This is a genomic window from Vannielia sp. ABF1_015 (assembly GCF_056160745.1).
Window position 1 is genome coordinate 543,111 of the sequence record NZ_JBSWXT010000002.1, and the last position, 24,210, is coordinate 567,320.

The 24,210-nt window shown below is 63.4% G+C and carries 24 protein-coding genes and 1 tRNA gene; 13 read left to right on the forward strand and 12 right to left on the reverse strand.

The window, feature by feature from the left end; translation table 11 throughout:
* The first annotated feature begins 190 nt into the window (after window positions 1-190).
* The 4 genes from ACXAG6_RS15140 to ACXAG6_RS15155 all read left to right on the forward strand — a co-directional run bounded on the left by ACXAG6_RS15140 (window position 191) and on the right by ACXAG6_RS15155 (window position 4,587).
* Window positions 191-1,579: a pilus assembly protein TadG-related protein gene (locus ACXAG6_RS15140; RefSeq protein ID WP_475338597.1), complete on the forward strand. Its 1,389-nt coding sequence runs from the start codon at window positions 191-193 to the stop codon at window positions 1,577-1,579.
* A gap of 365 nt (window positions 1,580-1,944) precedes the next feature.
* Window positions 1,945-3,372 (forward strand): Tad domain-containing protein, encoded by a 1,428-nt coding sequence (locus ACXAG6_RS15145; RefSeq protein ID WP_475338598.1) that lies wholly within the window; start codon window positions 1,945-1,947, stop codon window positions 3,370-3,372.
* A gap of 11 nt (window positions 3,373-3,383) precedes the next feature.
* Window positions 3,384-3,986, forward strand: coding sequence for a TadE/TadG family type IV pilus assembly protein (locus ACXAG6_RS15150; RefSeq protein WP_475338599.1), 603 nt, complete (start codon window positions 3,384-3,386; stop codon window positions 3,984-3,986).
* 4 nt (window positions 3,987-3,990) lie between these two features.
* On the forward strand, window positions 3,991-4,587 hold the full coding sequence (locus ACXAG6_RS15155) for a TadE/TadG family type IV pilus assembly protein (protein WP_475338601.1): 597 nt from the start codon (window positions 3,991-3,993) through the stop codon (window positions 4,585-4,587).
* A 113-nt stretch (window positions 4,588-4,700) separates the two neighbouring features.
* On the opposite strand, the gene ACXAG6_RS15160 is transcribed toward ACXAG6_RS15155, so the two are convergent.
* On the reverse strand, window positions 4,701-5,210 hold the full coding sequence (locus ACXAG6_RS15160) for a hypothetical protein (RefSeq protein ID WP_475338602.1): 510 nt from the start codon (window positions 5,208-5,210) through the stop codon (window positions 4,701-4,703).
* Between the two features lie 134 nt (window positions 5,211-5,344).
* Here ACXAG6_RS15160 and ACXAG6_RS15165 point away from each other — a divergent pair, with 134 nt between their 5' ends.
* Window positions 5,345-6,256 (forward strand): pirin family protein, encoded by a 912-nt coding sequence (locus ACXAG6_RS15165; protein ID WP_475338603.1) that lies wholly within the window; start codon window positions 5,345-5,347, stop codon window positions 6,254-6,256.
* A gap of 86 nt (window positions 6,257-6,342) precedes the next feature.
* On the opposite strand, the gene ACXAG6_RS15170 is transcribed toward ACXAG6_RS15165, so the two are convergent.
* Window positions 6,343-6,930, reverse strand: a complete 588-nt coding sequence (locus ACXAG6_RS15170; RefSeq protein ID WP_140014721.1) for a TetR/AcrR family transcriptional regulator — start codon at window positions 6,928-6,930, stop codon at window positions 6,343-6,345.
* A 99-nt stretch (window positions 6,931-7,029) separates the two neighbouring features.
* Here ACXAG6_RS15170 and ACXAG6_RS15175 point away from each other — a divergent pair, with 99 nt between their 5' ends.
* The 6 genes from ACXAG6_RS15175 to ACXAG6_RS15200 all read left to right on the forward strand — a co-directional run bounded on the left by ACXAG6_RS15175 (window position 7,030) and on the right by ACXAG6_RS15200 (window position 12,136).
* Window positions 7,030-7,323 (forward strand): hypothetical protein, encoded by a 294-nt coding sequence (locus tag ACXAG6_RS15175; RefSeq protein ID WP_475338605.1) that lies wholly within the window; start codon window positions 7,030-7,032, stop codon window positions 7,321-7,323.
* A gap of 57 nt (window positions 7,324-7,380) precedes the next feature.
* Window positions 7,381-8,667, forward strand: a complete 1,287-nt coding sequence (locus ACXAG6_RS15180) for a homoserine dehydrogenase (RefSeq protein ID WP_475338606.1) — start codon at window positions 7,381-7,383, stop codon at window positions 8,665-8,667.
* Window positions 8,668-8,766: 99 nt separating this feature from the next.
* Entirely contained in the window at window positions 8,767-9,738 is a 972-nt protein-coding gene (gene glpX / locus ACXAG6_RS15185) for a class II fructose-bisphosphatase (RefSeq protein WP_140014724.1), read from the forward strand.
* Window positions 9,738-11,483, forward strand: coding sequence for a single-stranded-DNA-specific exonuclease RecJ (gene recJ / locus ACXAG6_RS15190; protein WP_475338607.1), 1,746 nt, complete (start codon window positions 9,738-9,740; stop codon window positions 11,481-11,483). The genes glpX and recJ overlap by 1 nt, the downstream gene beginning before the upstream one ends.
* Window positions 11,480-11,983, forward strand: coding sequence for a P-loop nucleotide/nucleoside kinase family protein (locus ACXAG6_RS15195; RefSeq protein WP_475338609.1), 504 nt, complete (start codon window positions 11,480-11,482; stop codon window positions 11,981-11,983). The genes recJ and ACXAG6_RS15195 overlap by 4 nt, the downstream gene beginning before the upstream one ends.
* A 78-nt stretch (window positions 11,984-12,061) precedes the next feature.
* A tRNA-Glu gene (locus ACXAG6_RS15200) sits at window positions 12,062-12,136 on the forward strand.
* Here the strand turns inward: ACXAG6_RS15200 and ACXAG6_RS15205 are convergent.
* The 6 genes from ACXAG6_RS15205 to ACXAG6_RS15230 form a co-directional block, all read right to left on the reverse strand.
* On the reverse strand, window positions 12,124-12,834 hold the full coding sequence (locus tag ACXAG6_RS15205) for a M50 family metallopeptidase (RefSeq protein WP_475338610.1): 711 nt from the start codon (window positions 12,832-12,834) through the stop codon (window positions 12,124-12,126). The genes ACXAG6_RS15200 and ACXAG6_RS15205 overlap by 13 nt on opposite strands.
* 33 nt (window positions 12,835-12,867) lie before the next feature.
* The gene (locus ACXAG6_RS15210; protein WP_475338611.1) at window positions 12,868-13,932 is read right to left on the reverse strand and encodes a diguanylate cyclase domain-containing protein; all 1,065 of its coding nucleotides are present in this window, start codon (window positions 13,930-13,932) and stop codon (window positions 12,868-12,870) included.
* A complete protein-coding gene (locus ACXAG6_RS15215) occupies window positions 13,929-14,537 on the reverse strand; it encodes a heme NO-binding domain-containing protein (protein WP_475338613.1) in 609 nt (202 codons plus the stop codon). The genes ACXAG6_RS15210 and ACXAG6_RS15215 overlap by 4 nt, the downstream gene beginning before the upstream one ends.
* A gap of 87 nt (window positions 14,538-14,624) precedes the next feature.
* A complete protein-coding gene (locus tag ACXAG6_RS15220) occupies window positions 14,625-16,184 on the reverse strand; it encodes a trimethylamine methyltransferase family protein (RefSeq protein ID WP_475338614.1) in 1,560 nt (519 codons plus the stop codon).
* A 106-nt stretch (window positions 16,185-16,290) separates the two neighbouring features.
* Entirely contained in the window at window positions 16,291-16,992 is a 702-nt protein-coding gene (locus ACXAG6_RS15225; RefSeq protein WP_475338615.1) for an HAD family hydrolase, read from the reverse strand.
* Window positions 16,989-17,267 carry a DUF3572 domain-containing protein gene (locus ACXAG6_RS15230; RefSeq protein ID WP_140014731.1) on the reverse strand — a complete coding sequence of 93 codons (279 nt, stop codon included), beginning with the start codon at window positions 17,265-17,267 and terminating at the stop codon, window positions 16,989-16,991. The genes ACXAG6_RS15225 and ACXAG6_RS15230 overlap by 4 nt, the downstream gene beginning before the upstream one ends.
* A gap of 99 nt (window positions 17,268-17,366) precedes the next feature.
* On the opposite strand from ACXAG6_RS15230, the gene ACXAG6_RS15235 reads away from it, so the two are divergent.
* Window positions 17,367-18,788 (forward strand): diguanylate cyclase, encoded by a 1,422-nt coding sequence (locus ACXAG6_RS15235; protein WP_475338617.1) that lies wholly within the window; start codon window positions 17,367-17,369, stop codon window positions 18,786-18,788.
* A 249-nt stretch (window positions 18,789-19,037) separates the two neighbouring features.
* On the opposite strand, the gene argE is transcribed toward ACXAG6_RS15235, so the two are convergent.
* The 4 genes from argE to ACXAG6_RS15255 all read right to left on the reverse strand — a co-directional run bounded on the left by argE (window position 19,038) and on the right by ACXAG6_RS15255 (window position 22,913).
* Window positions 19,038-20,192, reverse strand: coding sequence for an acetylornithine deacetylase (gene argE / locus ACXAG6_RS15240; protein ID WP_475338618.1), 1,155 nt, complete (start codon window positions 20,190-20,192; stop codon window positions 19,038-19,040).
* Between the two features lie 387 nt (window positions 20,193-20,579).
* Entirely contained in the window at window positions 20,580-20,789 is a 210-nt protein-coding gene (locus tag ACXAG6_RS15245; RefSeq protein WP_475338619.1) for a hypothetical protein, read from the reverse strand.
* Window positions 20,786-21,691 (reverse strand): myo-inosose-2 dehydratase, encoded by a 906-nt coding sequence (gene iolE, locus ACXAG6_RS15250; protein ID WP_475338620.1) that lies wholly within the window; start codon window positions 21,689-21,691, stop codon window positions 20,786-20,788. Before iolE ends, ACXAG6_RS15245 begins: the two co-directional genes overlap by 4 nt.
* 190 nt (window positions 21,692-21,881) lie before the next feature.
* Window positions 21,882-22,913: a LacI family DNA-binding transcriptional regulator gene (locus ACXAG6_RS15255; RefSeq protein WP_475338621.1), complete on the reverse strand. Its 1,032-nt coding sequence runs from the start codon at window positions 22,911-22,913 to the stop codon at window positions 21,882-21,884.
* A gap of 165 nt (window positions 22,914-23,078) precedes the next feature.
* On the opposite strand from ACXAG6_RS15255, the gene ACXAG6_RS15260 reads away from it, so the two are divergent.
* Window positions 23,079-24,197, forward strand: a complete 1,119-nt coding sequence (locus ACXAG6_RS15260; RefSeq protein ID WP_475338622.1) for a Gfo/Idh/MocA family protein — start codon at window positions 23,079-23,081, stop codon at window positions 24,195-24,197.
* The last annotated feature ends 13 nt before the right edge of the window (window positions 24,198-24,210 follow it).

The following is a 24,210-nucleotide window of genomic DNA, read 5'->3' on the forward strand; positions in this document are numbered from 1 at the left end:
TCCGCGCAGAACCGAGACTGTTTCCGTTCCCGTTTCTAATTGACGGGCAATTATGTCCATTTCGCCTCAATTAAGTCCCGATTTAGCGATTTTCCGGGCTCTCTGCCTTTTTCCCTAACGGAACGTGACCGAATTGGGGCAATATTGTCTCAATAACCGGGTGGGGGCCCAGTTTCCGGCGGTGCATGCCATGACCAAGATCCAAAATTCATCTCGCTTTGATCGCCTCGATCGCTTCGCGCGTGAAGAAGACGGCGGTCTCATCATCTTCTCGCTCTTCCTCTTCGTCTGCATGATGCTCGCCGTTGGCATCGGCATCGACGTGATGCGCACCGAGATGGCCCGCACCCGCCTGCAAAACACCGCCGACTCCGCCGTGCTCGCCGCGGCCTCGATGGAACAGTCGATGGATCCCCGCGCCGTGGTGCAAGACTACTTCGAAAAGGCCGGCCTCGCCGATAACCTCGAAGGCATCACCGTCACCCAAGGTGCCAACTACAAGACCGTCTCCGCCAACACCAACACCAAGCTGCCGATGTTCTTCCTCGGCATGGTGGGTATCGACAAGATGGAGGCCAAGTCGCACGGCACCGCCACCGCAGGCTACACCGATGTGGAAGTCAGCCTCGTGCTCGACGTCACCGGCTCGATGGGCAACGGCGACAAGCTGCCCAACCTCAAGACTGCCGCCAAGGACTTTGTCGACACCGTGCTGGACCCAAACCAGCCCGGCTCGGTCTCGCTCAGCCTTGTGCCCTATTCCGCGCAGGTGAACATCGGTGCAGAGATGATCGGCGAACTCAACGTGCCGCTCTCCCACCCCCATTCCTACTGCGTGGATTTCGAGGCGGCCGACTTCACCAGCGCCAGCGTATCGCTCACCAAGCAATACGACCACATGCAGCACTTCCAATACTACAGCTCGGCCTCCACGCCGATCGACAACCCCGGCTGCGTCCAGCAAAGCTACGAGCAGGTCACGCCCTTCTCGCAAAACCGGGCCGCCCTCAAGGGTCAGATCGACCAGTTCCAGGCCCGCGCCAACACCGCCATCCACCTCGGCATGAAGTGGGGCGTGGCCCTGCTCGACCCCTCGATGCAGCCGGTGATCCAGACGCTCGCCGCCTCCGGCCACGCCGATGCCGCCTTTGCCAACCGGCCCTATTCCTACAGCCGCGCCAACACGCAAAAGATCGTCGTGCTGATGACCGATGGCGAAAACGTCAATACCGTGCGCCTCAAGCCCCAGCATTACGACTCGGGCGATGAGATCGAGCGCTGGTACCAGCACTCCGTTGTGGCCTACGCGGCCAGCAATGGCCAGAACTGGCAGGACTACGTCGAAACCCGCTACACCTCTGCCACCGCCGATACCATGCTCGGCAACATCTGCGACGCCGCCAAGGCGCAGGGCATCACTGTCTATACCATCGGCTTCGAGGTGAGCACCCACAGCGGCAACGTGATGCGCAACTGCGCCACCACTCCGGCCCATTACTTCGATGTGAGCGGCACCGAAATCTCCGATGCCTTCGCCGCCATCGCACGTAACATCAGCACGCTCCGTCTCACCAACTGACGGCCCCCAACCGCAATCCGGGGGCTGGAGGATGCGAAAGATGATGAAGCAAGATCCGCACCCGCGGCCGAAGCCCGCTTCGGCCACGCCCGCCAGCGCCTCGGCGCAGGGGCTGCAGGTCGCTCGGGGGGGCGGTGGCCGGGGAGCCGGGCTGGGGGGCCCGCACCCCGGCCATCAGCGCCCAGCCCGCCGCGCCGCGCCTCAATTGCAAAGGTTAATTCCTGATTTGAGACGGGGTTTCGCCCCATTTTCGACACCCTCATACCGGCAAATGCCCCAGCGCGACCTGCGTTTGATGAAGGGCACACTGCCCGGAACGGCACAGGTCTTGCGGCAAATGCAAAGGACCAGCCGGTATGGCCCAGATGAAAAATCTGATCACTGCGGGGGCGGAGAAAGAACAAGCGCAGAAGGGGGCAATCGGCCGCCTCAAACGCTTTGCCGAGGAGACCGAGGGCAACCTCATCCTCTTCGCGCTCTTCCTGCTCGTCTGCATGTGCATGGCCGTCGGAATCGGTATTGATGTCATGCGCTTCGAGATGACACGCACCAAGCTGCAAAACACCCTCGACAGGGCCGTTCTCGCAGCCGCCGACATGGACCAGACGCTGGACCCCGAGGAAGTCGTCGCCGATTACTTCTCCCGCGCCGGTCTCGGCGACTTCAACATCGACGTCACCGTTGATGAGGGTCTGAACTACCGCAACGTTCAGGCCACCACCGAAGCCGAGATCAAAACGCTGCTGATGCGCATGGTGGGCGTCAAGACATTCACCGCACCAGCTTCGGGCACCGCCGAAGAACGTGTGTCCAACGTCGAAATCTCCCTCGTCCTCGATATCTCGGGTTCGATGGGCTCGAACCACAAGATCAACAACCTGCGCAGCGCCGCCAAGGACTTTGTAGATTCGGTCGTCGTCGATGACGCTGACGGCCAGATCTCGCTCAGCCTCGTGCCCTACACCGCACAGGTCAACGCTGGCCCCAACATCTTCAACCAGCTCCAGAAAAACAACAACGGCCGCCACAGCTACTCCCACTGCATCGACTTCGATTCCTCGGACTTCGACACCACGACGATCTCGATGACGAAGAACTACCAGCAGATGCAGCACTTCGAGTGGTCGAGCGAAAACTACCGCCCGATCCGCAACCCCGGCTGCCCGATGCGGGACTACGAGCGTATCGTCGCCCTGAGCAAGAACACCTCGGAGCTCAAGGACACGATCGACGACTACCGCGCCCGCGCGAACACCGCGATCCACATCGGCATGAAGTGGGGCACCGCCCTGCTTGACCCTTCGATGCGCACGATTGTGAACAACCTGCGCGCCGCCAACGTGGTGGATGATGCCTTCATCGACCGTCCCGCCGACTACGACGACGACGAGACCCTCAAGGTCGTGGTGCTGATGACCGACGGCGAAAACGTGGATACCTACCGGATTCAGAGCTGGGCCTATAACTCCAACTCCGAATATGCCCACTGGGACAAATATCCGCTGTGGTACTACCTCTACCGCTACGTGAACTCGCGCAACCGCTCGCAGTATTACTACCGCAAGTACTCGGCCAGCCAGGCTGACACGATGCTCGACAACATCTGCACCGCCGCCAAGAGCGCCGGGATCACCGTGTTCACCATCGGCTTTGAAGTCACCAACCACTCTGCCGGCGTGATGCAAGACTGCGCCTCCTCGCCCTCCCACTTCTTCCGGGTGGAAGGCACCGAGATCTCCGAGGCCTTCTCGGCCATTGCACGGCAGATCAACCAGCTGCGTCTGCTCAACTGATGGGGGCCCTGATGCCGACAGACCAAATGCACAAGCCGGAGGGGCGACCTCGCCGCATCCCGGGCGGGCCCGCGAGCAAACTCGCGGCCCGTCTGCTCCGCTTCCGTCGCCGTGAAGAGGGCAACACCACGATCGAATTCGTGATCCTCTTCCCGATCTTCATCATCATTTTCATGTCCTGTTTCGAACTGGGCATGCTGATGACCCGGCAGGTGATGCTGGAGCGTGCGCTTGACCTTTCGGTTCGCGATTTGCGCCTTGGCCACTGGAAGCCCCCCACGCATGACGAGCTGAAAAAGGCCATCTGCGACCGCGCGGGCGTCATTCCCGATTGCTTGAACTCAATGCTGATCGAGCTGCAACCAGTGTCGAAGACAACCTGGACGCCCCTTCCTCCACAGGCCACCTGCGTTGACAAGTCTGCCGAGATCCAGCCGGTGACCACCTTCAACGGCGGCAATGAAAACCAAATGATGATCGTGCGCGCCTGCGCTGTCACGAAGCCTTGGTTCGTCGCAACGGCGCTCGGTCTGAAACTGCCTTTGGTCGATGGGGAGAATTACGCAATCGTGTCTTCCTCGGCCTTCGTTAATGAACCCGGCGCAGGAGGCTGATGCCATGCTGACCACCCTTCGCACATTCCGTGCCCGTCTCGCGGTCTTCGCCGTGGACGCGCGCGGATCGCTCTCGGTCGAGGCCGCGCTGATCCTGCCGCTGCTCTGCTGGTTCTACGTGGCCAGTTTCGTCTGGTTCGATGCCTTCCGCACCCAGAACTCCAACCTCAAGGCAACCTACACCCTTGCCGACATGCTGAGCCGCGAAACGGATCCGGTGTCCGAACCCTACCTCAAGGGCCTCAACACCGTTTACGACTATCTCACCACCACCCGGCACCCCACCTACATCCGGGTGACCGTGGTCAAATGCACCGACAACGACGGTGACGAAATCGACGATTGCCTGACCGAGTCGCGCAATCTTCAGGTCGATTGGTCCTATGCCACCACCGGTCGCTCTAAGCTCACCAATGCCACGCTTGCCGACTACGAAGACAATATCCCGCTGATGCCGAAAGGCGATCAGGTGATCCTGCTCGAAACCTTCATGGCCTACGAACCGCTGTTCAACGCGGGCATTCCCGCCTCGAGTTTCGAAAACTTTGTCATCACCCGCCCGCGCTTTGCACCGCAGCTCTGCTACCAGACCTGTAGCTGATCCCGGGCAAAATGCTAAGCGGACGGGCGGTTAACCCCGCCCGTTTTGCATTTTTGCATAGGTATGGAATGTGCATAGGTTGTGCATAGGATGTTGCCCATGCAATTCCGGGGTTAACGCCCCTCGTCGCCACCCTCGTCCGGGCGTTCCTGCAAAGCGCGTTCGGCCATCCCGGCCTCGATGAATTGCGCCATCGCCTTGCCCGCCGCAGGGTGCACAACGCCGCCAATGGCCACCGTGCGCCCGCGCACCCACCACAGGCCCGGCCCCCATCCAAACGGTTGTTTTTTCTGCATTTTCAACACGAAGCCGCCCGCGGGTTTCAAGGCAAAAGCGCCGCGTTCAACCTTGGTGATGTCTTCTACCCGCGCCAGCACGCGCCCGTCTTCCAGCGCAAGAACCCCGTCCTGAAGCACCAAGCCGCCCTCGGTCGCCTGCCACAGCCACACGCCCATGGCCACCACAAGCCCCCCAAACACCACCAAAAGCCCCCGCCCCCAAAGCGGCCCTTCGCCTGAAAATCCCATTTTGAACAAGACGATAGCCAGCAGTGCAAACATGGCTGCGGCAAAGATGCGGCGCAGGAGCGAGGCCCCGATGCGGAAGTCTGGTTGCTCTGTCATGCCCTCTCATAGCAGCCCCTTGGCGCGGCGCAATCCTGTGCGCAAATGCACGCGCTGCAGTCCGAAAGTGCATATCTGCGCTTATTGCGACAATGCCCCCCGGGCCCTATCTTTAGCCGGGAAAGGAGACTCCCATGTCCATCCGCCCCGTCACCGAACTCCGCCCCGCCCAAGCCACCCTCGAGGGCGCCGGCGTCAAGCTGCACCGTGCCTTCGGGTTCCATAACCCCAAGGAACTAGACCCTTTTCTGCTCTTCGACGACTTCCGCAACGAGCGGCCTGAAGACTTCATCAAGGGCTTTCCCTGGCACCCGCACCGGGGCATCGAGACAATCACCTACGTGCTCGCCGGCACCGTCGAACATGGTGACAGCCTCGGCAATCGCGGCGTTCTCGGCCCGGGCTCGATCCAGCTGATGACCGCCGGATCGGGGATCATGCACCAGGAAATGCCCTCCGGAAACGACAAAGGCCAGATGCACGGCTTCCAGCTCTGGGGCAACCTGCCGGCCTCGCTGAAGATGACAGCCCCCCGCTATCAGGATATCGAGGGCACAGAACTGCCTGAAATCATTGACGATGACGGCACCCGCATCAAGGTCGTGATCGGTGACTATCGTGGCTACAAGAGCCCCGTCGACGGTATCGCCGCCGATCCTCAGTATCTCGATATTTCCGTGCCCGCCGGGGTGCGTAAATCTTTCAAGGTCGATACCTATCGCCGCGCCTTCGCCTATGTTTTTGAAGGCGATGGCCGCTTTGCCGATGCCTCCGCGCCGGGTGGGGTGTTGCTGGAAAAAGAGGTGATGGGCGAGGAAGTAAACATCCGCGATCTTTCGGGTGACCGCACCCTCGTGCGTTTCGGCACGGGCGACGAAGTGACTGTTCAGGCGGGCGAAAATGGCATCCGCTTCCTACTCATCTCCGGCGCGCCGATCGAGGAGCCGGTGGCTTGGCATGGGCCGATCGTGATGAACCGCCCGGAGGAGTTGCAGCAGGCGATGGCCGATCTGCGCAATGGCACTTTCGTCAAACCGGCGCACTAACGTGAGGCGGGACATGTCCCGCCTTACCTGCCGTTTAACGCAGAATTAACCGGCGGGCTGGATACTGGCGCAACCTAGCAAAAGGATCACGCCCCCTTCACAGCCCGCCGCACCATGTTCCAGTAAATCCGCTCTACGCGGTCCTGGCTCAAGCGCCCGCCTTCGCGGTACCACGTGTTCACACCGTTGAGCATGGCGATCACCGCCATTGAGGCCAGCCGCGTGTCGGGAATCTGAAACACACCCTTCTCCTGACCGTCGACCAGAACGGCCTCCACCGCGTCTTCGTAGCGTCGGCGCAGCTTGGAAATCGCCTTGTGGTTCTCAGGCTCAAGGTTCCGCAGCTCCATATAATTGATGAAGACGCCATCCTTGCGGCTGAGGTTGTAGCCGATGTGAAAGCGCACAATCCATTCCAGCCGTTCCCCAGGGCTGCCGTCGGGCATTTCGCCTAGCCCGGCGAGAACCTCGTTCATGTGATCGCGCATCAGATCAAACAAAAGCGCTTGCTTATCAGGGGTATAGGTATAAAGCGCCCCAGCCTGCACCCCCACTTCGCGCGCAATCTGGCGCATCGAAACGGCGGCATAACCATATTGTGCAAACAGCCGAAGGGCCGCCTCGCGCACCTTCGGCCCCGTGATTTCTGCGTGTGAACCCGTTTTTCTCGCCATGCCCGCCAGCAAACCCTGAACGGCCGTTCAATTCAAGCGCGGATGTTAGCGCCCACATCCCGCTTCCCTCCCCTTCCCGCGCCCGATACTCTGCCCGCCATGAGCCGCGCCGCCCTTCTCCTTTTCCTTGCCCTCGCAGGCTGCACCCAGTTCCCCGAGCTGGATGCGGTGGTGAGCGCTTCGGCCAAATCCGCCGCCTACCCCCGGCTGCAACCGCTGGATAGCGTGCTCGCCCGCGCCAATTCCTCCACCAACGACCCCGACGCCGTGCGCGGAAACCTCGCCGCCCGCGTCGCCGCCCTACGCGCCCGCGCCGCCCGTTTGCGCGGCCCCATCGTCGAGCCCTCCGTCCGCGCCCGGATGAACGCCGCATTGCGCCGCCATTCAGGTTGAGCCTCCCCGCGCAACCGGGTATGCCCGCGCAAGATTTTTGCCAGATGGAGGCCCGACATGTCTGACCCGCTTCGCCTTGGTATCGCCGGGCTCGGCACCGTCGGCGCCGGAGTCGTCAAGATCGTCCGCCGCCACGCCGCCCTGCTTGAGGCCCGCACAGGGCGCCCCATCACCATCTCCGCCGTCTCCGCTCGCACCCGAGACAAGGATCGCGGTGTGCCGCTGAAGGATTATGCTTGGGAAGACAACGCGGTAGAGCTCGCCGCCCGCGATGATGTGGATGTGTTCGTAGAGCTGATGGGGGGCGAAGACGGCCCAGCCAAGGCCGCCACCGAGGCCGCCATCGCCGCTGGCAAGGAGGTTGTCACCGCCAACAAGGCCATGCTCGCCGTCCACGGGCAGGCTCTTGCCGAGACAGCCGAGGCCAAGGGTTGCCAGATCCGTTACGAAGCCGCCGTGGCAGGCGGCATCCCGGTGATCAAATCACTCACCGAGGGGCTGGCCGCAAATGAGATCACCCGCGTCATGGGCGTAATGAACGGCACCTGCAACTACATCCTCACCCGGATGGAGGCCACTGGGCAGGGCTATGAAGCGCTCTTCGATGAAGCCGCAAAACTCGGCTACCTAGAGGCCGATCCCAACCTCGATGTCGGCGGCATCGACGCGGCCCACAAGCTCGCGATCCTCAGCTCTATCTCCTTCGGAACGCAGGTAAATTTCGATGGCATCGAGATCGAGGGCATCCAGCGGATCACCCTTTCCGATATCCGCCATGCCGCCGATATGGGCTTTCGGATCAAGCTGCTCGGCGTCGCCCAGATGACGGGCCGCGGCCTTGAGCAGCGCATGTCGCCCTGCCTCGTGCCCTACGACTCGCCCCTCGGCCAGCTTGAAGGCGGCACCAACATGGTGGTGATCGAAGGCGACGCCGTCGAGCAAATCGTGCTGCGCGGTCCCGGCGCCGGTGAGGGGCCCACCGCCTCTGCCGTCATGGCCGACATCTGCGATATCGCCCGTGGCACCCGCCTTCCCGTATTCGGCAAACCGGCGAAAACGCTGCAAAAATCCCCCTCCGCCCGCTCGGCCTCCGCCGCGCCCTACTACCTGCGGATGGACCTGCGAGACAAACCCGGCGCTATGGCCAAGGTTGCCGCCGCGCTTGGCGAGGCAGGCGTTTCGATCGACCGGATGCGCCAGTATGGGCATGACGCCGAGGCCGCCCCGGTGCTTTTCGTCACCCATAAAACCAGCCATGGCTCGCTCACCGAAGCCCTTCATGCCATCACCAAGACAGGTGTGGTTCTGGGCGATCCTGTTGCGCTGCGGATCGAGCAGGTCTGAGCCGCCCACCGCTTGCGCTAACACCCCGCCAGAGGGTTGCGCCCTTCGGGGGGGAAGGCTACCCAATCTACAACCGCGAAAAGCCATGAGGGGCATCCGATGACCAAGAAGCCAGAATTCCACGACCGGTTGCTTTCGCTGGGCCTTGCCCGCGTTTCGGAGGCCGCCGCGCTGGCTTCGGCCCGTCTGATCGGGCGGGGTGACGAGAAAGCCGCTGACCAGGCCGCCGTGAACGCCATGCGCGACCAGTTGAACGCCTTGGACATTCGCGGCACCGTTGTCATCGGTGAAGGTGAGCGCGACGAGGCCCCGATGCTCTACATTGGCGAAGAGGTTGGCACCGGCACAGGGCCGGAAGTGGACATCGCCCTCGACCCGCTGGAAGGCACCACCCTCACCGCCAAGGACATGCCCAACGCGCTCACCGTCATCGCCATGGCCCCGCGCGGCTCGATGCTCCATGCCCCTGATGTCTATATGGAAAAGCTCGCCGTCGGCCCCGGCTATCCAACCGATATCGTCAGCCTCGATCAATCCCCCGCCGAGCGGGTCCGCCTTCTGGCCGCCGCCAAACAGGCAACCACCGCCGATATCACCGTCTGCATTTTAGAACGTCCTCGCCATGAGGATCTGATTGCAGAGGTCCGCTCCACCGGCGCCGCAATCCGGCTGATCACCGATGGTGACGTGGCCGGCGTGATGCATTGTGCCGAGCCCGAGAAAACCGGGATCGACATGTATATGGGCCTTGGCGGCGCTCCCGAAGGCGTGCTCGCGGCGGCAGCACTCAAGTGCATGGGCGGGCAGATGTGGGGGCGCCTGACCTTCCGCAACGATGATGAGAAGGGCCGCGCTCAGAAGGCCGGTATCGAAGATCTCGACCGGATCTATTCGCGCGACGAGATGGTGCAGCACGATGTGATCTTTGCCGCCACTGGCGTGACCGATGGCTCTCTCGTGCCCGGCATCAAGCGCGAAGTCGGCTACCTGACCGCCGAGACACTGCTGATGCGCTCCAAAACCGGCTCGGTCCGCCGGATGCAATACCGCAACCCGACCTCCGCAATGTGATGGCAGCCTTCCTCGGCGTCGAAGAGTCCCTCACGGGGCGGCGCTGGGTGGGGCCAGCCCCGGAAGAAGACCGGCTGGCAGAGGCCATGGCCCAAAGCACAGGCCTGCCCGGCCCGCTGGCCCGGTTGCTTGTGCAGCGCGGTGTGCCGCCTGAGGAGGCAGCGCTGTTTCTCAGCCCGTCCCTGCGCGACATGCTCCCCGACCCGCGCAAATTGCGCGATATCGAGGTGGCCGCCGCGCGGATCAACAGCGCGGTGGAACGGGCCGAGAAACTGGCCATCTTCGCTGACTACGATGTCGACGGTGGTGCCTCAGCCGCTTTGCTGATCCGCTGGCTGCGCGCGCTCGGTCGCGAGGCCACCCTCTATGTTCCCGACCGGATCGGGGAGGGCTACGGGCCGAATGCTCCGGCAATTTCCGAACTGTCCCAAAGCCATAGCCTGATCATCTGCGTTGATTGCGGCACTCTCTCGCATGAGGCGCTTGCGGCTGCGGGCAGCACCGAGGTGCTGGTGCTCGACCACCACCTTGGCGGTGAAACGCTTCCGCCCGCGCTCGCTGTGGTCAACCCCAACCGGCAGGACGAAAGCGGTGAACTGGGGCACCTCTGCGCCGCCGCTGTCGTGTTCCTCTGCCTCGTCGAAGCCAATCGCCAGCGCCGGGAGGCTGGCGCAAGCCCCCTGCCCGACCTCATGGGCCTGCTCGATTTGGTGGCGCTTGCGACCGTTGCCGATGTGGCCCCACTCACCGGCGTCAATCGGGCGCTGGTGCGACAGGGCCTCAAGATCATGGCCAAACGCGCCAATCCCGGCCTCGCCGCCCTCTCCGATGTGGCCGGGGTGGACCGCGCGCCAACCCCCTATCACCTTGGCTATCTGCTCGGCCCCCGCATCAACGCCGGAGGCCGTGTTGGCCGTGCCGACCTTGGTGCGCGACTGCTGGCCACCGACGACGCGGCAGAAGCCATCGCCCTCGCCGAAAAGCTGGACGGGCTGAACAAGGAGCGGCGCGAAATCGAATCTGCCGTGCAGGAGGCCGCATTGGAGCAGGCTGAAGCGCGTGGCCTTGAAGCCCCCCTCGTTTGGGCGGCGGGCGATGGCTGGCACCCCGGCGTTGTCGGCATCGTCGCGTCCCGCCTGAAGGAGGCCACCGGGCGGCCAGCGGTGGTCATCGGGTTGGAAGGTGGCGAGGGCAAGGGTTCTGGCCGCTCGATCACGGGCGTGGACCTCGGCGGATGCGTGCACCGACTGGAGGACGAAGGCCTCATCCTTCAGGGCGGCGGCCACAAGATGGCAGCGGGTCTCTCTCTCACCGCAGATCAGCTTGAACCGGCAATGGCCCGCCTCTCCGAGCTGCTGGAGCGGCAGGGCGCCGGTTCAAGCGGCCCGCGCGATTTGCGCCTCGACGGTTTGATCCTGCCAACGGCTGCCACGGTCGAGTTGATCGAAGCGCTCGAGCAGGCAGGCCCCTTTGGCGCCGCCGCTCCGGCCCCGCGCTTTGCCCTGCCCGAGACCGCGCTGGCCGATGCCCGCGTTGTGGGCGAGAACCACCTGAAAATTTCCGTGCGCACCGCCACCGGGCAGCGGCTTGATGCCATCGGCTTTCGCCTCGCCGATACGCCCCTCGGCAAGGCCATGCTGGAATCCCGTGGCGGGGCATGGCACCTCGCCGGGCGACTCGAGGTAAACCACTGGCAGGGCCGCTCACGCCCCCAGTTGCGGCTCGAGGACGCGGCCCCGGCATGAGCACGCTGGTGGTCCTCGCCGGGCTGCCGGGCACAGGAAAAACAACAATCTCCCGTGCGCTCGCCGCGCAGTCGGGTGCGATTCACTTGAGGATCGACACCATCGAAACCGCGATCTGCGCCTCAACGCTCGCCCCCGCGAACGCCGCCGACGCGGGCTACCTCGTGGCGCGGGCGCAGGCGGCGGAGCTACTGGCAGCGGGGCATTCGGTGATCATCGACTGCGTGAACCAATGGCAGATGACCCGCGATTGGTTTGTCGAGGTGGCCGGCACAGCGCGCTGTGTTACCTGCGAAATCATTTGCTCGGACCTGTCCGAACATCGCGCGCGCATCGAATCTCGTCGTGCTGACCTGCCCGGCCACGCGCTGCCAGACTGGCAGGCCGTTCTGGCGCGTGACTATCACCCTTGGCGCGCCGCCGAGCTGCAGATCGACACCGCAGAGCGAACGCCCGATGCCGCTGCGGGCCTGATTTTCAAGGCGATGGAGGCGAGATAAAATTTCCGTTCCAGCGGCGCAAAATTCTCTTGCGCTCCATCGGAGCTTTGCCTAAACACCCCCCCACGGCTGGTCCCTGCCCCGTTCGTCTATCGGTTAGGACGCCAGGTTTTCAACCTGGAAAGAGGGGTTCGATTCCCCTACGGGGTACCAGCCGTTTTACCCCTCTCAGTGGCCGATCGACCAAAGCGGATGTTGCTTTGTGCCCCCAGCCCGTGGCGCAGACATAGCCAGATCACACCCAAGCTGAGCAAGAGCCACAACCCGCCCCAGAGCACCGTTGCGCCGCCGAACTCCTCGGCTAGCATGCGCGCATCCGACTGCAGTGCGCTACGGCGAATGGTGTCATCGAAGATGTCGTAGGGCACATAGATCAGGCTGGTCAGACCGATGACGCGCAGCGCAAGGTCCGCCGCTTGATGGGGCAGATAGCGGGCAGCGGCGAGCATGATCGCGCCGGTGGAGAGGCAGAAAATCAGGGCAAAGGGCGTGCGCACCCAGAGGACGGCGACGATCAGCAGCGCCGCACCGCACAGCGCCAAGGCCGCCCGGTCTGCGCGAGATCGAAGCGCTGTGACAAGGATCAGCACACCCATAAGCAGCGAGCCGAGGTAGCCTGCCGAGAGAGTGATAAAGCGGTTTCCGCCGCGGATCAGAGCATGCCCGCCCTCTCGCGGATCAAGCGAGATATCAACAATACTGCCGCCTGTGATCAGCCCCGCGAGACCATGGGAGAGCTCGTGCAGGAAGATCACGAAGATGCGGAGCGGATAGACCACCGGCGTGCGCCAGAGCGCGAAGACCAGAGCGAGCAGGAGAAAGAGTTGCCAGTGGCCACGCAAGAACGACATCATGCCCCATGGGGCCGTGCGCTGGCCGACTTGTCAATCGGGCCTGGCCGCCTCGCCGATCCCCGGTAGCTTATTGGAATACACCGTCACCTGCCCGCGCCCGTTCCGCTTGGAGGTGTAGAGGGCGATATCGGCATGCTGCATCATCTCTTCGGGGTCCGTCGCGGCATAAAAATCGCTCACCGTCAGCCCGATGGAGCCCGATATCCGGCACATATCCCCCTCGAAGGGAATCGGCTCTTCGAGGCGGGCGATAATTCGGCGCCCCAGATCGCCAAGGCGCTTCGGGTCGGAGAGACCGACGAAGATCAAGACAAACTCATCGCCGCCCGCACGCACGATCACGTCGTTGGAGCGGGTTTGATCGCGCAGTATGTCGGCCACGCAGCGCAAGACGTGATCGCCCGCAGCGTGGCCGCGCGTGTCATTGACCGATTTGAAGAAATCTAGGTCGAGGTTCATCAGGCCGAAGGGCGTTCGCCCCAAGGTCAGCCGCTCCAGCACCTCATCCATGACACGGCGGTTGGCGAGGCCGGTGAGCATATCGGATGAGGCCTGCTGCTCGGCTGCGGTCATGGCGCCCTGAAGCCGCTGGTTCAACGCCCTCCATTCTCTGAGCGCAGCGGTTTTGGCTTCGACGAGATAGAGCATCTCGACGGCCAGATCGGTGGCCGCAAAGTCAGCGCCGGTCAGGTCATGGTCTTGCACCGCGTCGATGATATTGAAGCCGAAGGACAGGTTTACAATCAGCCCCTCCACCCCCGTGATGGGCGCAACCAGCCCCACCAACCCGGTGCGCGGCGCATCGCGAAACGCCAGCTTGAGCCGCCCGCCTTCTACCCGAGATAAATCGGTGACCCGCGTGAGGTTGTTGGGACGTTTGAGCTCGAAAACCTCAAGGAACCTGCGGCCCCGAAGTTCAGTGCCCGGGCGGAGTTTTTGCAGGCTGGGGCCAGCGTGGGCAATGTGGCCGCTGTGGCGCAGCTGCAAATGCATCGGCATCAGCCGGTCAAGCGCCTCTCGCAAGATGGGCTCAAACACGGCACCGCCGGCCTGCCCCGGGACAGTCAGCGAAGCGCGTTCGATCTCCACACTCATTGCACGCCCTCGCTGCCGCTCTTCAGCCCGCCGCCGAGGTAAAACTGCTTGGCCTCAGCAAATTCGGCATCCAGAAGGTCGATCAAGAGCACCTCATGCCGCCCCATGGCGTCTTGCACTTCAAGGAAGGCCAGCGCGCCATAGTCATCGGCCAAAGCACGCAAGGCCCCCGCCATCACAGGCGCAAATCCGCCGTAGGGCGACGACACTTGCAGCTTGTATCGGCCGGGTTGCAACTCGGTCAGAAACAGATCAGGCACCTCAAGCTCAGGCACAGCGAGCCGCGCGCGGTCGGGCAGATCATCGAGCGAGAACAGCAGCTCCGAAAAACTCTGCCCGCTAAAGCGCATCAGCCGCCGGATGGGCCGGGTATTGTCATGCGTCACAAGATAGGTGCCGAGGTCTTCAAGAATATCTTCTGGCGGCCTCTCGCGCATGAGGCACAACTCGTCGATCAACCGGAATGTGACCTTGTCATCATAGGTCAGCATCGCCTCGAACCCACCAGGCCCAACGCCCACAGCTGCCCCGAGCTTGGCCCATGCGTCCGCACCGTAGATATCGCGGACAAAGCACTGCACCGCGCGATTTATCAGCCCATGCATGTCTGCACCTGTTCAACCTGCTGTGCAGCCTACCCCACCGGGGTTAAGAAAGACCGAAAGTCGTAAGACCCTGATTGCAAGAGGTTTTCAGAAGTCGGTTGGTGCGCCGCCTTCAGCCTTTCGTCGGGCCACGAATGCCGCCAGCTCTTCCCGGATAGCCTCCTCCATCGGCGGCGGCACGAAGCTGTCGATGATCTGGTGAAAGAGCCCATGCGCGCGCTCCGCCGTCCAAACTCCGCCCTTGGCCTGCCATGCCTCGAAGTTCGACCAATCGGATACGATGGGCTGGTAGAACGCCGTTTCATACCGGGCCTGCGTGTGTTCGATCCCGAAGAAATGGCCGTAGTGGCCCACCTCGGCGATGGCATCCACGGCGATCTCGTCCGCCCCCGTCGCCACCACATCAGGCTCAAAATAGCGCTGGATCATCTGGATCACCTCGCAATCCATGATGAACTTCTCCGGGCTCGCCACCAGCCCGCCCTCCAGCCAGCCTGCGGCGTGATAGACAATGTTGGTGCCCGATTGCACCGCCGACCAGAGCGAGTTGGAGGTCTCCCACATCGCCTGCCCATCGGGCACATTTGCGGTGCACGCGCCCGAAGCCCGCATTGGCAGTCCATAAAAGCGCGCAAGCTGGCCGGTCATTTGCGTGGCGCGCATATACTCGGGCGTGCCGAAGGCGGGCGCCCCGGTTTTCATGTCGACGTTGGAGGTGAAGGTGCCAATCACGCAAGGGCAGCCGGGCTTCACGTATTGAAACAGCGCGATTGCCGCGAGGGCCTCGGCGATGCTTTGAGCCACCGCGCCTGCCATCGTCACCGGTGCCATCGCCCCTGCCAGCGTGAAAGGCGAGACGATCACCGCCTGCCCGCGCCGGATGCAGCGCAGACAGCCATCTATCATCGGCCAATCATGCTTGAGCGGCGATGTTGAGTTGATGTTGGTATACATATGCGGTTGCGCATCGAACTCATCGTCCGTCAGCCCGGCAGCGATGCGCACCATCTCCATCACATCTTCCACCCGCTCCGGCCCGAGCGAATAGGCGTGGGGCACCTTGTCGGTCAGCGTGAGCTTGTCGAAGAGCACATCAAGGTGGCGGGTGGAGGGGTGCAGGTCAACCGGCTCTACTGGGTAGCCTCCCGCAAAGTGGATGCAGTTGAAATATTGGGTGAGCTTGAGCAGGTTGGCACATTGCGCGCGGTTTCCCGGCACCTTGGAGCCGAGTGAGAGGTCATAGTAATTGGGCGGCGAGGACACGTTGCCAAATAGGATCGCCTTTCCGCCAATCGGCAGAGCGCGGGCCGGGTTTCGCGGGGTGATGGTGAACTCGGAAGGGGCCTTGCCCACCATCTCCATCACCCACTCGCGGCCCATCCGCACCACTTGGCCCTCAACGATACAGCCCGCCTCAGCGAAAATCTTGCAGGCCTCGTCATTGAGAAAGACAATGCCGATCTCTTCCAATATGCGCATCGCCCCTTCGTGGATCGCCTGCACGCCCTCTTCCGTCAGTGGCTCGGTCGGCGCGTCGGTGTTGAGCGGAATGCGCCACGGGCTCTGCGAGATCACCTCGGGCCGGTTGCGGCGCGGGTTGGCGGCACGGCCACCGGCACGGCGGCGCTTGGGGGCGGTCTCATCCATCGCAGGCTCCTGAGTTCGTTGCCTCAGGGTGCGCCTGCGCGCGGCAGCGAAGTTTCCCGCTTGCGACGCCTCATGTCGCAAATCGCTTCTGTTTCGTCGAAACCCGTCAGGGCATTGCGAGAAACCGCGGTAAATGGCCAATGTCCGGAAGCAGGAGATCGGCATGGGGGGCCAACTCGTCGGGCGGCGTGACCCCGGTGCAAACGGCGATACAAAACATTCCCGCCGCCCGCCCCGCGGCCATGTCATGCAGGCTATCGCCAATCATCGCACAGGCCTGCGGCGCGATCCCGACGGCCCGAGCGAACGCAAGGCACATGCCCGGGGCGGGTTTTGCCCCATGGCCAGAATCGTAGCCCGCCAGAAAGGCAAACTGGTCTCGCAGCCCGGCGCTTTCTACGTGCGCAAGGGCTGCTGCCTCCGCATCATTGGTCGCGATCCCGAGGGTATGGCCATTGGCACGAAGCGCCTCGATTAGTGGGCCAAGATCAGCGGCCGGCACTTGAGGGGCAAGGGCCGCAGCGGCGTTGATATGGTTTGTCAGCGCCGCCAAACTCCACCCGGGCAGGAGAGGCAACAGCGGCGCGATGGCCTCCTCCGGCGTGCCGGCCACAATTGGGCTCTCGGGCGAAAACTGCGCCGTTTCAGGGTCTACCCCTATGGCACGCGCCAGCCTGATGGCCAAATTTGCGTCGCCCGCAGCCAGTCCCTCGACAAATCCCAGCGTGAAGCTGCCCCATGTCTTCTGATAATCAAAAAGGGTGCCGTCCTTGTCGAAGAGCAGGCCTTTCAGCTTTGGCACCATCATGTCCAGTTCGGCAGATCGCCCCCCGGAAGGGCCGCGCGGGCCTGCATGGGCATGGTGTAGTCCAAGCCTTCGGCCTCGCAAAAACCGGTGATCCAAGCATCGTCCATTGCAAGGAAATCTAACACCGAAGCAAGGAATTCCGGATCGGCTGCACGGGCCCGCACTTCACCTTCGGAAACGCCCGTAGAGCCGAGAAACACGGGCAACAGCTCATCGTTACCGGCCAGCCAAGCGAGGGCCTTCAACGCAAGTGTCTCGGCATTTTCACGCTCCATTCCCAACCTCGTTAACATTTGGAAAGGTTTTCTTAACCATCTCCATACAGACTGCCTCCTACAGGGGAAAGGCGCGGTCACGCGTGGAAGGATGAGACGATGCCAGGGAAAGTCCTGATCGTGGATGACGTGCCGACCAATCGCGTTGTCCTCAAGGTCAAACTTGCCGCGGCCTGTTATGATGTGGTCGCTTGCAGCACCAATGAAGATATCGTGGCCCTCGTGCGCACGATCCGGCCGCGGCTTGTCATTCTCAATTGCGACGGGCCGGATGCACCGGAGCTTGAGGCCTGCCGTGCCCTGCGGGCCGACGCAGAGGCAAGCGCGATCCCGATCATCGTGACGGGCGCACCGCGCCAAAACGTGAGCCCGGCAGAGCTGAGGCTTTGCGCCCTTGAGGCGGGTGCCGATGCCTTTCACGCCAAACCCATCGACGAAACCCTGCTCCTCGCCCGCATCCGCAACCTGATGCGCATGCGCGAAGTCTCCGAAGAACTCCGCCTGAGAGGCAGCACCAGCCGCGCGCTTGGCTTTGCCGAAGAGGCCGAAGGCTATGAGCGGCCCGCCCGGATTGCCCTTGTGGCCGCCGATGTAGCCGCAGCCCGGCGCTGGCGGGATGGGGTGGAGGGGCGGCTGAACCATCGTATCAGCATCCTCGACCGTCATGCCGTGCTCAACGGCTCCACCCCTGCGCTTCAGGATGTTTACGTGATCGCCTCGAAACTGCGAGACGCTGGTGACGGGCTGCACCTGATGAGCGAGCTACGATCGCGCCGCTGGTCGCGCCACGCCTCCATTCTCATCGTGACCGAGCAGGAAGACCCTGCGCAGGAGGCCATGGCCCTCGATCTCGGCGCGGTTGACCTGATCCACGAGCCGGTGGACGGGCGAGAGCTTGCCATTCGGCTAAAAACGCTGGTGGCCCGCAAACGTGAGAGCGACAAGTTGAGGCGCCGGGTGCGCGATGGGCTGAAACTGGCGGTAATTGACCCGCTGACGGGGCTCTACAACCGGCGATATGCTCTCTCTCACCTCGCGCGCATCCGCGACCGAGCCGCTGAGACCGGGCGCAGTTTTGCCGTCATGGCGCTCGATCTTGACCGTTTCAAGCAGGTGAACGACGCCCATGGCCACGCTGCGGGTGATGCCGTGCTTTGCGCCGTGGCAAAGCGGCTCTCTTCAAACCTGCGCAGCATCGACATGGTGGCGCGGATCGGCGGAGAGGAGTTTTTGGTGGCCATGCCAGACACCAATGAAGAAGAGGCACGCGCCGCCGCCCAGCGCCTTTGCCGCCGGATCGAAGCCGAGCCGATCCCCCTGCCCTTGCCGGACAAAGGCTCCGTTCGCCAAACCGTTTCGATTGGCGTGGCCGTCGGCGGCGGTACGGCTCAGGCCCCCATGGAAGGCGAGGATGGCTCTGAAACCCTTCTGGAAGCGATGATGGACCTTGCCGACCGCGCCCTTCTTTCCTCCAAAGCTCAGGGGCGCAATACGGTTACGCTCGGGCGCGACGCAGCCTAGCGGCCTGAGCAAAGGGTCGCGGGCAAATCAGCGGCGGATAGTTCTGCCTGCGCCGACGGGCAAACACCAAGGGCGCGGTACAACAGGTGCAAGTTGTGCGCGTTATAGCGGCGCTGGGGTGCAAGGGGCTGAAGGCGAGCGACCGCTTTGCCTATGACGCGCCAGGGCATCCGCACGGGGCACCAAGATTGGGCAGCATTCTGAAGAGGTGCTGATGGCCATGGGGCTGAAGCCCGCAACCGAGTGGCCTCAAAGCCGTGGACCGAGGCGCTCCAGCATGGCAAGGCATTGCTGGAGCTGCGAAATTTTCACATATTCATCGGGCTTATGGGCCTGCTCGATGGAGCCCGGCCCGCAGATGACCACATCTATTCCGAGCTTCTGAAACACCCCGGCCTCGGTGTTGAAGGGCACCAGCGCCCCGCCGTTGGAGCCGGTGAGCGCACAGGCGAGCGCGGCGGCCTCACCGTTTGTCATCGGCATGAGGCCCGGCGTATCTCCGATGGTTTCGGTGCTGATGGCCGCCTCGGGCGCGACGGCCTGCATTTCAGGGAGCAATATGTCGTTGATATAGCGCTGCATTTCGCTGCGCACGAAGGTGGCGTCGGCATCGGCCACGGGGCGCATCTCCCATTGCACCTCGGCCTCTGACGGGATGACGTTATGGGCGAACCCGCCGATCAGCGCACCGGTGTTGAGGGTGGTCCAAGGCGGCTCGAAACGGCTTTCGGGCGGGGTGCGGGCCTTGAGCGTTTCGCGAAGCTCCATCAGGCGGGTGATGTAGCGGGTGGCGTATTCGACCGCGTTGACGCCTGCGCCCGGGTCGGAGCCGTGGCCGGAGCGGCCCTGAAATCGGGTGGTATATTCACAGCAGCCCTTGTGGCCTTCGACCACGCGCATGGTTGTGGGCTCGCCGATGATGGCGACGGAGGGCAGGATTTCGCGGGTTTTCAGCTGTTCGGCCAAGGCCTTGGCACCGAGGCAGCCGACCTCTTCATCATGGGTGAAGGCGAAGTGGAGGGGGCGGTTTTTGACCTGCGCTGCAAGGTGCGGGGCCATTGCAACGCAGGCGGCGATGAAGCCCTTCATATCGCATGTGCCGCGGCCATGCAGGCGACCATCGCGCTCGGTCATCACGAAGGGATCGGTGGACCAGTTTTGCCCCTCCACCGGCACCACATCGGAATGGCCAGAGAGCAGTATGCCACCTTGAACATCCGGGCCTATGGTCGCGTAAAGATTGGCTTTTTCACCAGTCTCATCTTTCAGAACTTCTACCCGTGCACCGGCCTTCTCGAGCCGGCCTGCGAGAAGGTCTATGCAGTCGAGGTTACTGTCGGACGAGACGGTGGGACAGGCCACGAGCTCGCCTAAGAGCGATGTCGTATCTTCGAGCAAAGTCATGCCGCGACCCTAGCCATGGCTTGCCTCGCCCGCCAGCCCAAGCGGACGTTCCCCCGCCAGAAGGAGGGCGTGGGCGGCGAACGGCGGGCGAGATAGATGACTATCATCGGCGCCACGGCGTGCGGGGGGTTAACCCTTTTGCGAAACGCAAAAACCGGGCGAAAAGCGGAGGGCAACATCCTATGCACAAGCCATGCACATCCTATGCATGTGCGAAATGCACAGACTGAGGGCGCTTGGTCGGCAACCCGCCGGGACGGTGGGGCAAGGGAGCGTTAAGCGCCGCGCAGGAGAAAAGCGCGGTTTACCAACGAGGCGCGGCGCTCGGCGGGGAGGTTTAGTGCGGCAGCGAGGGCGCAGGCGCCCGCGGCGAGAGCGCGTGGTTTTTTACGACTGGTCCTCGGGATCCTCCGGGTCTGTCCAGACCACGAAGAACTGATAGGCACACCATGCCCCGGCGGCGACGAAGAGCGCTGCCCAGACCTGCGCGCCGGAGGCAAGCTCGACCCCGGCCCAGGCAAAACAGATGGCGACGACCGCCACGCGCCGCCAGACCTGGCGGAAAAACGGGTGCTGAAGGTCGAACATTGCTTTCATGCGGCGAGGTCCAATCCGGCGGCGCGACAGGCAGCCATTATCGTTTCATATCCGAGTTTGGAATACGCGTAGGGATCGGCCTTGGCCGGGTCTTGCTCGGCCTCGACCACGATCCATCCGGCGTAATCCATCTTGGCCAGTTTGCCGGTGATGGTGGCGAAATCAATGCACCCTTCAAGATCGCCCGGCACGGTGAAGGCCCCGGCGATGACGGCATCAAGGAAGGAGCCGTTGGTTTGGCGGATGTGCTGCACGATGTTCGCGCGCACATCCTTGTAGTGGACGTGGTGGATGCGGTTGGCCCAACGGTCGAGAACCGCAAGCTCATTGGCCCCGCCAAAGCGCAGGTGCCCGGTATCATAGAGCAGGTGGACCTCGGTGGGGCTGGCCTCCATCAGCCAGTTCACATCGTCTTCGCTTTCGATGATCGAGCCCATGTGGTGGTGATAGGCCAGCGGCATCCCCTGCCCTGCCATCCACTTGGCCAGCTCTCCGAGTTTGGCTGCGTAGGCCTCCACCTCGTCGCGTGAGAGCTTGGGCCGGTTGGCCACCGGTGTGGCCGGGTCGCCCTGCACGGTGTTGGAGCATTCGGCGTAGACGATGCAGGGGGCATCGAGCGCGATGAACTGCTCGACCTGCGCGGCCACGGCAGCCTTCTCGGCCTCAAGGTCGTTGACCAGCAGGTTGCCCGAGCACCAGCCGCCGCAGAGGGCAATATCGTTTATGTCGAGGTAGTGGCGCAGGCCCGGCGTATCATGCGGCATGCGCTGACCGCGCTCGACGCCGGTGTAGCCAATTTCGCGCGCCTCCTTGAGCGCCTGCTCCATTGTGTAGGCGGCTGTGAGATCGGGCAGGTCGTCGTTCTGCCAGGCGATGGGGGAGATGCCGATTTTGACGGGCATGGGCATTATCCTGCGAGTTGAGTTGTGCGGGCCGTGCCGGGGGCGTTGCGGGGTGAATGCATGCTTGCGCCGGGGGCGTCAACGCGTGGGGTGCTGAGGGGCCACATTCGCATCATTGATGAAAGGAATGCAATCAGCAGCGCGAAGACTCACTCCCAAATGACGTTTTTCTATCATTCATTGCAGAGCGTCAGACCGACTCTGGCAGGTGGATTACGCTGTCGATGAAGAGCTGGCCGGGCACGGCAGGCTGTGTGGAGAGGGCGGCTTGCGACATCAGACGCACCAGCTCGCGGCAAAGCGGCTTAAGCGGGGTTTCCAGCGCCATCGTCACATAGCGGTCGGCCAGGGCGGCGCGGCTGTCGGGCGTCAACTCGTTGACGACAAGCGCGACCTCGCCGGGTTTGCGCACCTCGCGCAGCGCCTCGATGGTGCCCTCCATCCCGCCGCCTGCAAGGTAAATGCCGGTGACGTCGGGGTGACGGTGGAGCAGGTCCAGCGTGGCCTCATAGGTGAGTTGGCGGGTTTCGAGGTTGACCAGCGTGTCGAGCAGCGGACGCTCGGGCGCGTGCTCGCGGAAGAAGGACCGAAAGCCGGTTTCGCGCAGCTCGTGGCCATGCCAGCGGTAGCCGCCAACGAAGAGCGCGATTTTGCCCGGGCGGAGCGCGGCGGTGGAGAGCATCCAGGCCGCCATGCGCCCGACCTTGAGGTTATTGGAGCCTACATAGTTGCGTCTGAGCCCCTGTGCGAAGTCTGACAGCAGCGAGAACACCGGAGTGCCCGCCTTTGCAAGCCGGGCGACCGCGTCGCTCACCTTCGCATGGTTGACGGCGGTGGCCGCGAGCGCATCGACCTTGCCCGACATGCGCTCCATCATCTCCACCACATGGTCAGGCGATTGTGAGGCAGAAAACTCCATCACCAACTGCCCGCGGATGCCCTCGGCCTCGGCCACGGCGGCCTCGATCTGGTGGGCAAAGCGCTGGTAGAAAGCCTGCTTTTCCTTTTGCAGGATGAAGCCGAGGCGCACCTCGGGCAGATCGACGCGCAGGCGCTGCTCGATCAGGTTGCGGGCGTGATAGCCTACCTCCTGCGCGGCTTGGAGCACCTTGCGCGCGGTTTCCTCCCGCACCTTCAGCCGCCCGTTCAACACCCGGTCGACGGTGGCCACGGAGACGCCTGCGGCGCGCGCCACATCGGAGATGATCGGACGTCTGGCCATGATGTGGCTCCCATGTGCTGTGTGAGGTGGCTGGTGATGATTTTCCCGCAAAGCCTGCCTCATCCTTGATGGGAAATGATGCTTTTTCAAGCCCCCTGCCCGCTTTGGCTTGGCCCGACATGCAGGCGGTGTTTAGGCAGGGGCAAAGCAGGGAGGAGACCGGCGATGGCAAAGTTGGGTGTGGGGCTGATTGGCACCGGGTTCATGGGCAAGGCGCATGCGCTGGCGTGGCGCGGCGCGCGGGCGGTGATGGGGGGCGACAGTGAGATTGAGCTAGCCCACCTCTGCGAGATGCCGCTGGAGAAGGCGGAGCGGCTTGCGGCCGACTGGGGCTTTGCCCACGCCGGGGACGATTGGCGCGCCTTGGTGGAAGATCCGGCGGTGGATGTGGTTTCGATCACCACCCCGAACGGGCTGCACGCGCCGATGGCGATTGCCGCGCTGGAAGCGGGCAAGCATGTGTGGTGCGAAAAGCCGATGGCGCTGACGCTGCAGGAGGCCAAGGCGATGGTTGCGGCGGCCAAGGCCAGCGGCAAGGTCACGCTGGTGGGCTACAACTACGTGCGCAACCCGGCGCTGCACCATGCGGCCAAGCTCATCGCTGAGGGGCGGATTGGCCGGGTGGTGCATGTGCGCGGGTTTTATGACGAGGATTATCAGGCCGATGGCACCCTGCCCTGGACGTGGCGGGCCAAACTTTCGGAGGCGGGGCTGGGTGCGCTGGGGGACATGGGGTGCCACCTGATCTCGATGGTGATGCAGCTTGTCGGCCCGGTTGAGAGCGTGCTGGCGGAGACCCAGATCATTCACGAGACTCGCCCGGTGGAGGGCGGCGGGCGCGCACCGGTGGAGAACGAGGATGTGGCGACGGCGCTGATCCGGCTGAAGGGCGGCGCGCGGGGGATGCTGACCACAAGCCGCAGCGCGTGGGGCCGCAAGAACCGGATTGATCTGGAGATCCACGGCACCGAGGGGCAGATCACCTTCGAGCAGGAGCGGCTGAACGAGATGCGGATCTACGTGAACGAGGGCGAGAAGGCCGAACAGGGCTTCAAGACCATCCTCACCGGCCCCGCGCATCCTCCCTATGCCGCCTTCTGCCCGGCGCCGGGGCATCAGCTGGGGTTCAATGATCTGAAGATACTGGAGGCCGCCGAGCTGGTGGAAACGATCGCGGGGCGGCACAGGGCATGGCCGGACTTTGAAGCCGCACTGGAGATTGAGCGGGTGATCCATGCGATTGCGGAGAGTGCGGCGCAGGAGGCGCGGGTTTCGCTGGTGTGAGGCGCGCGCGGAA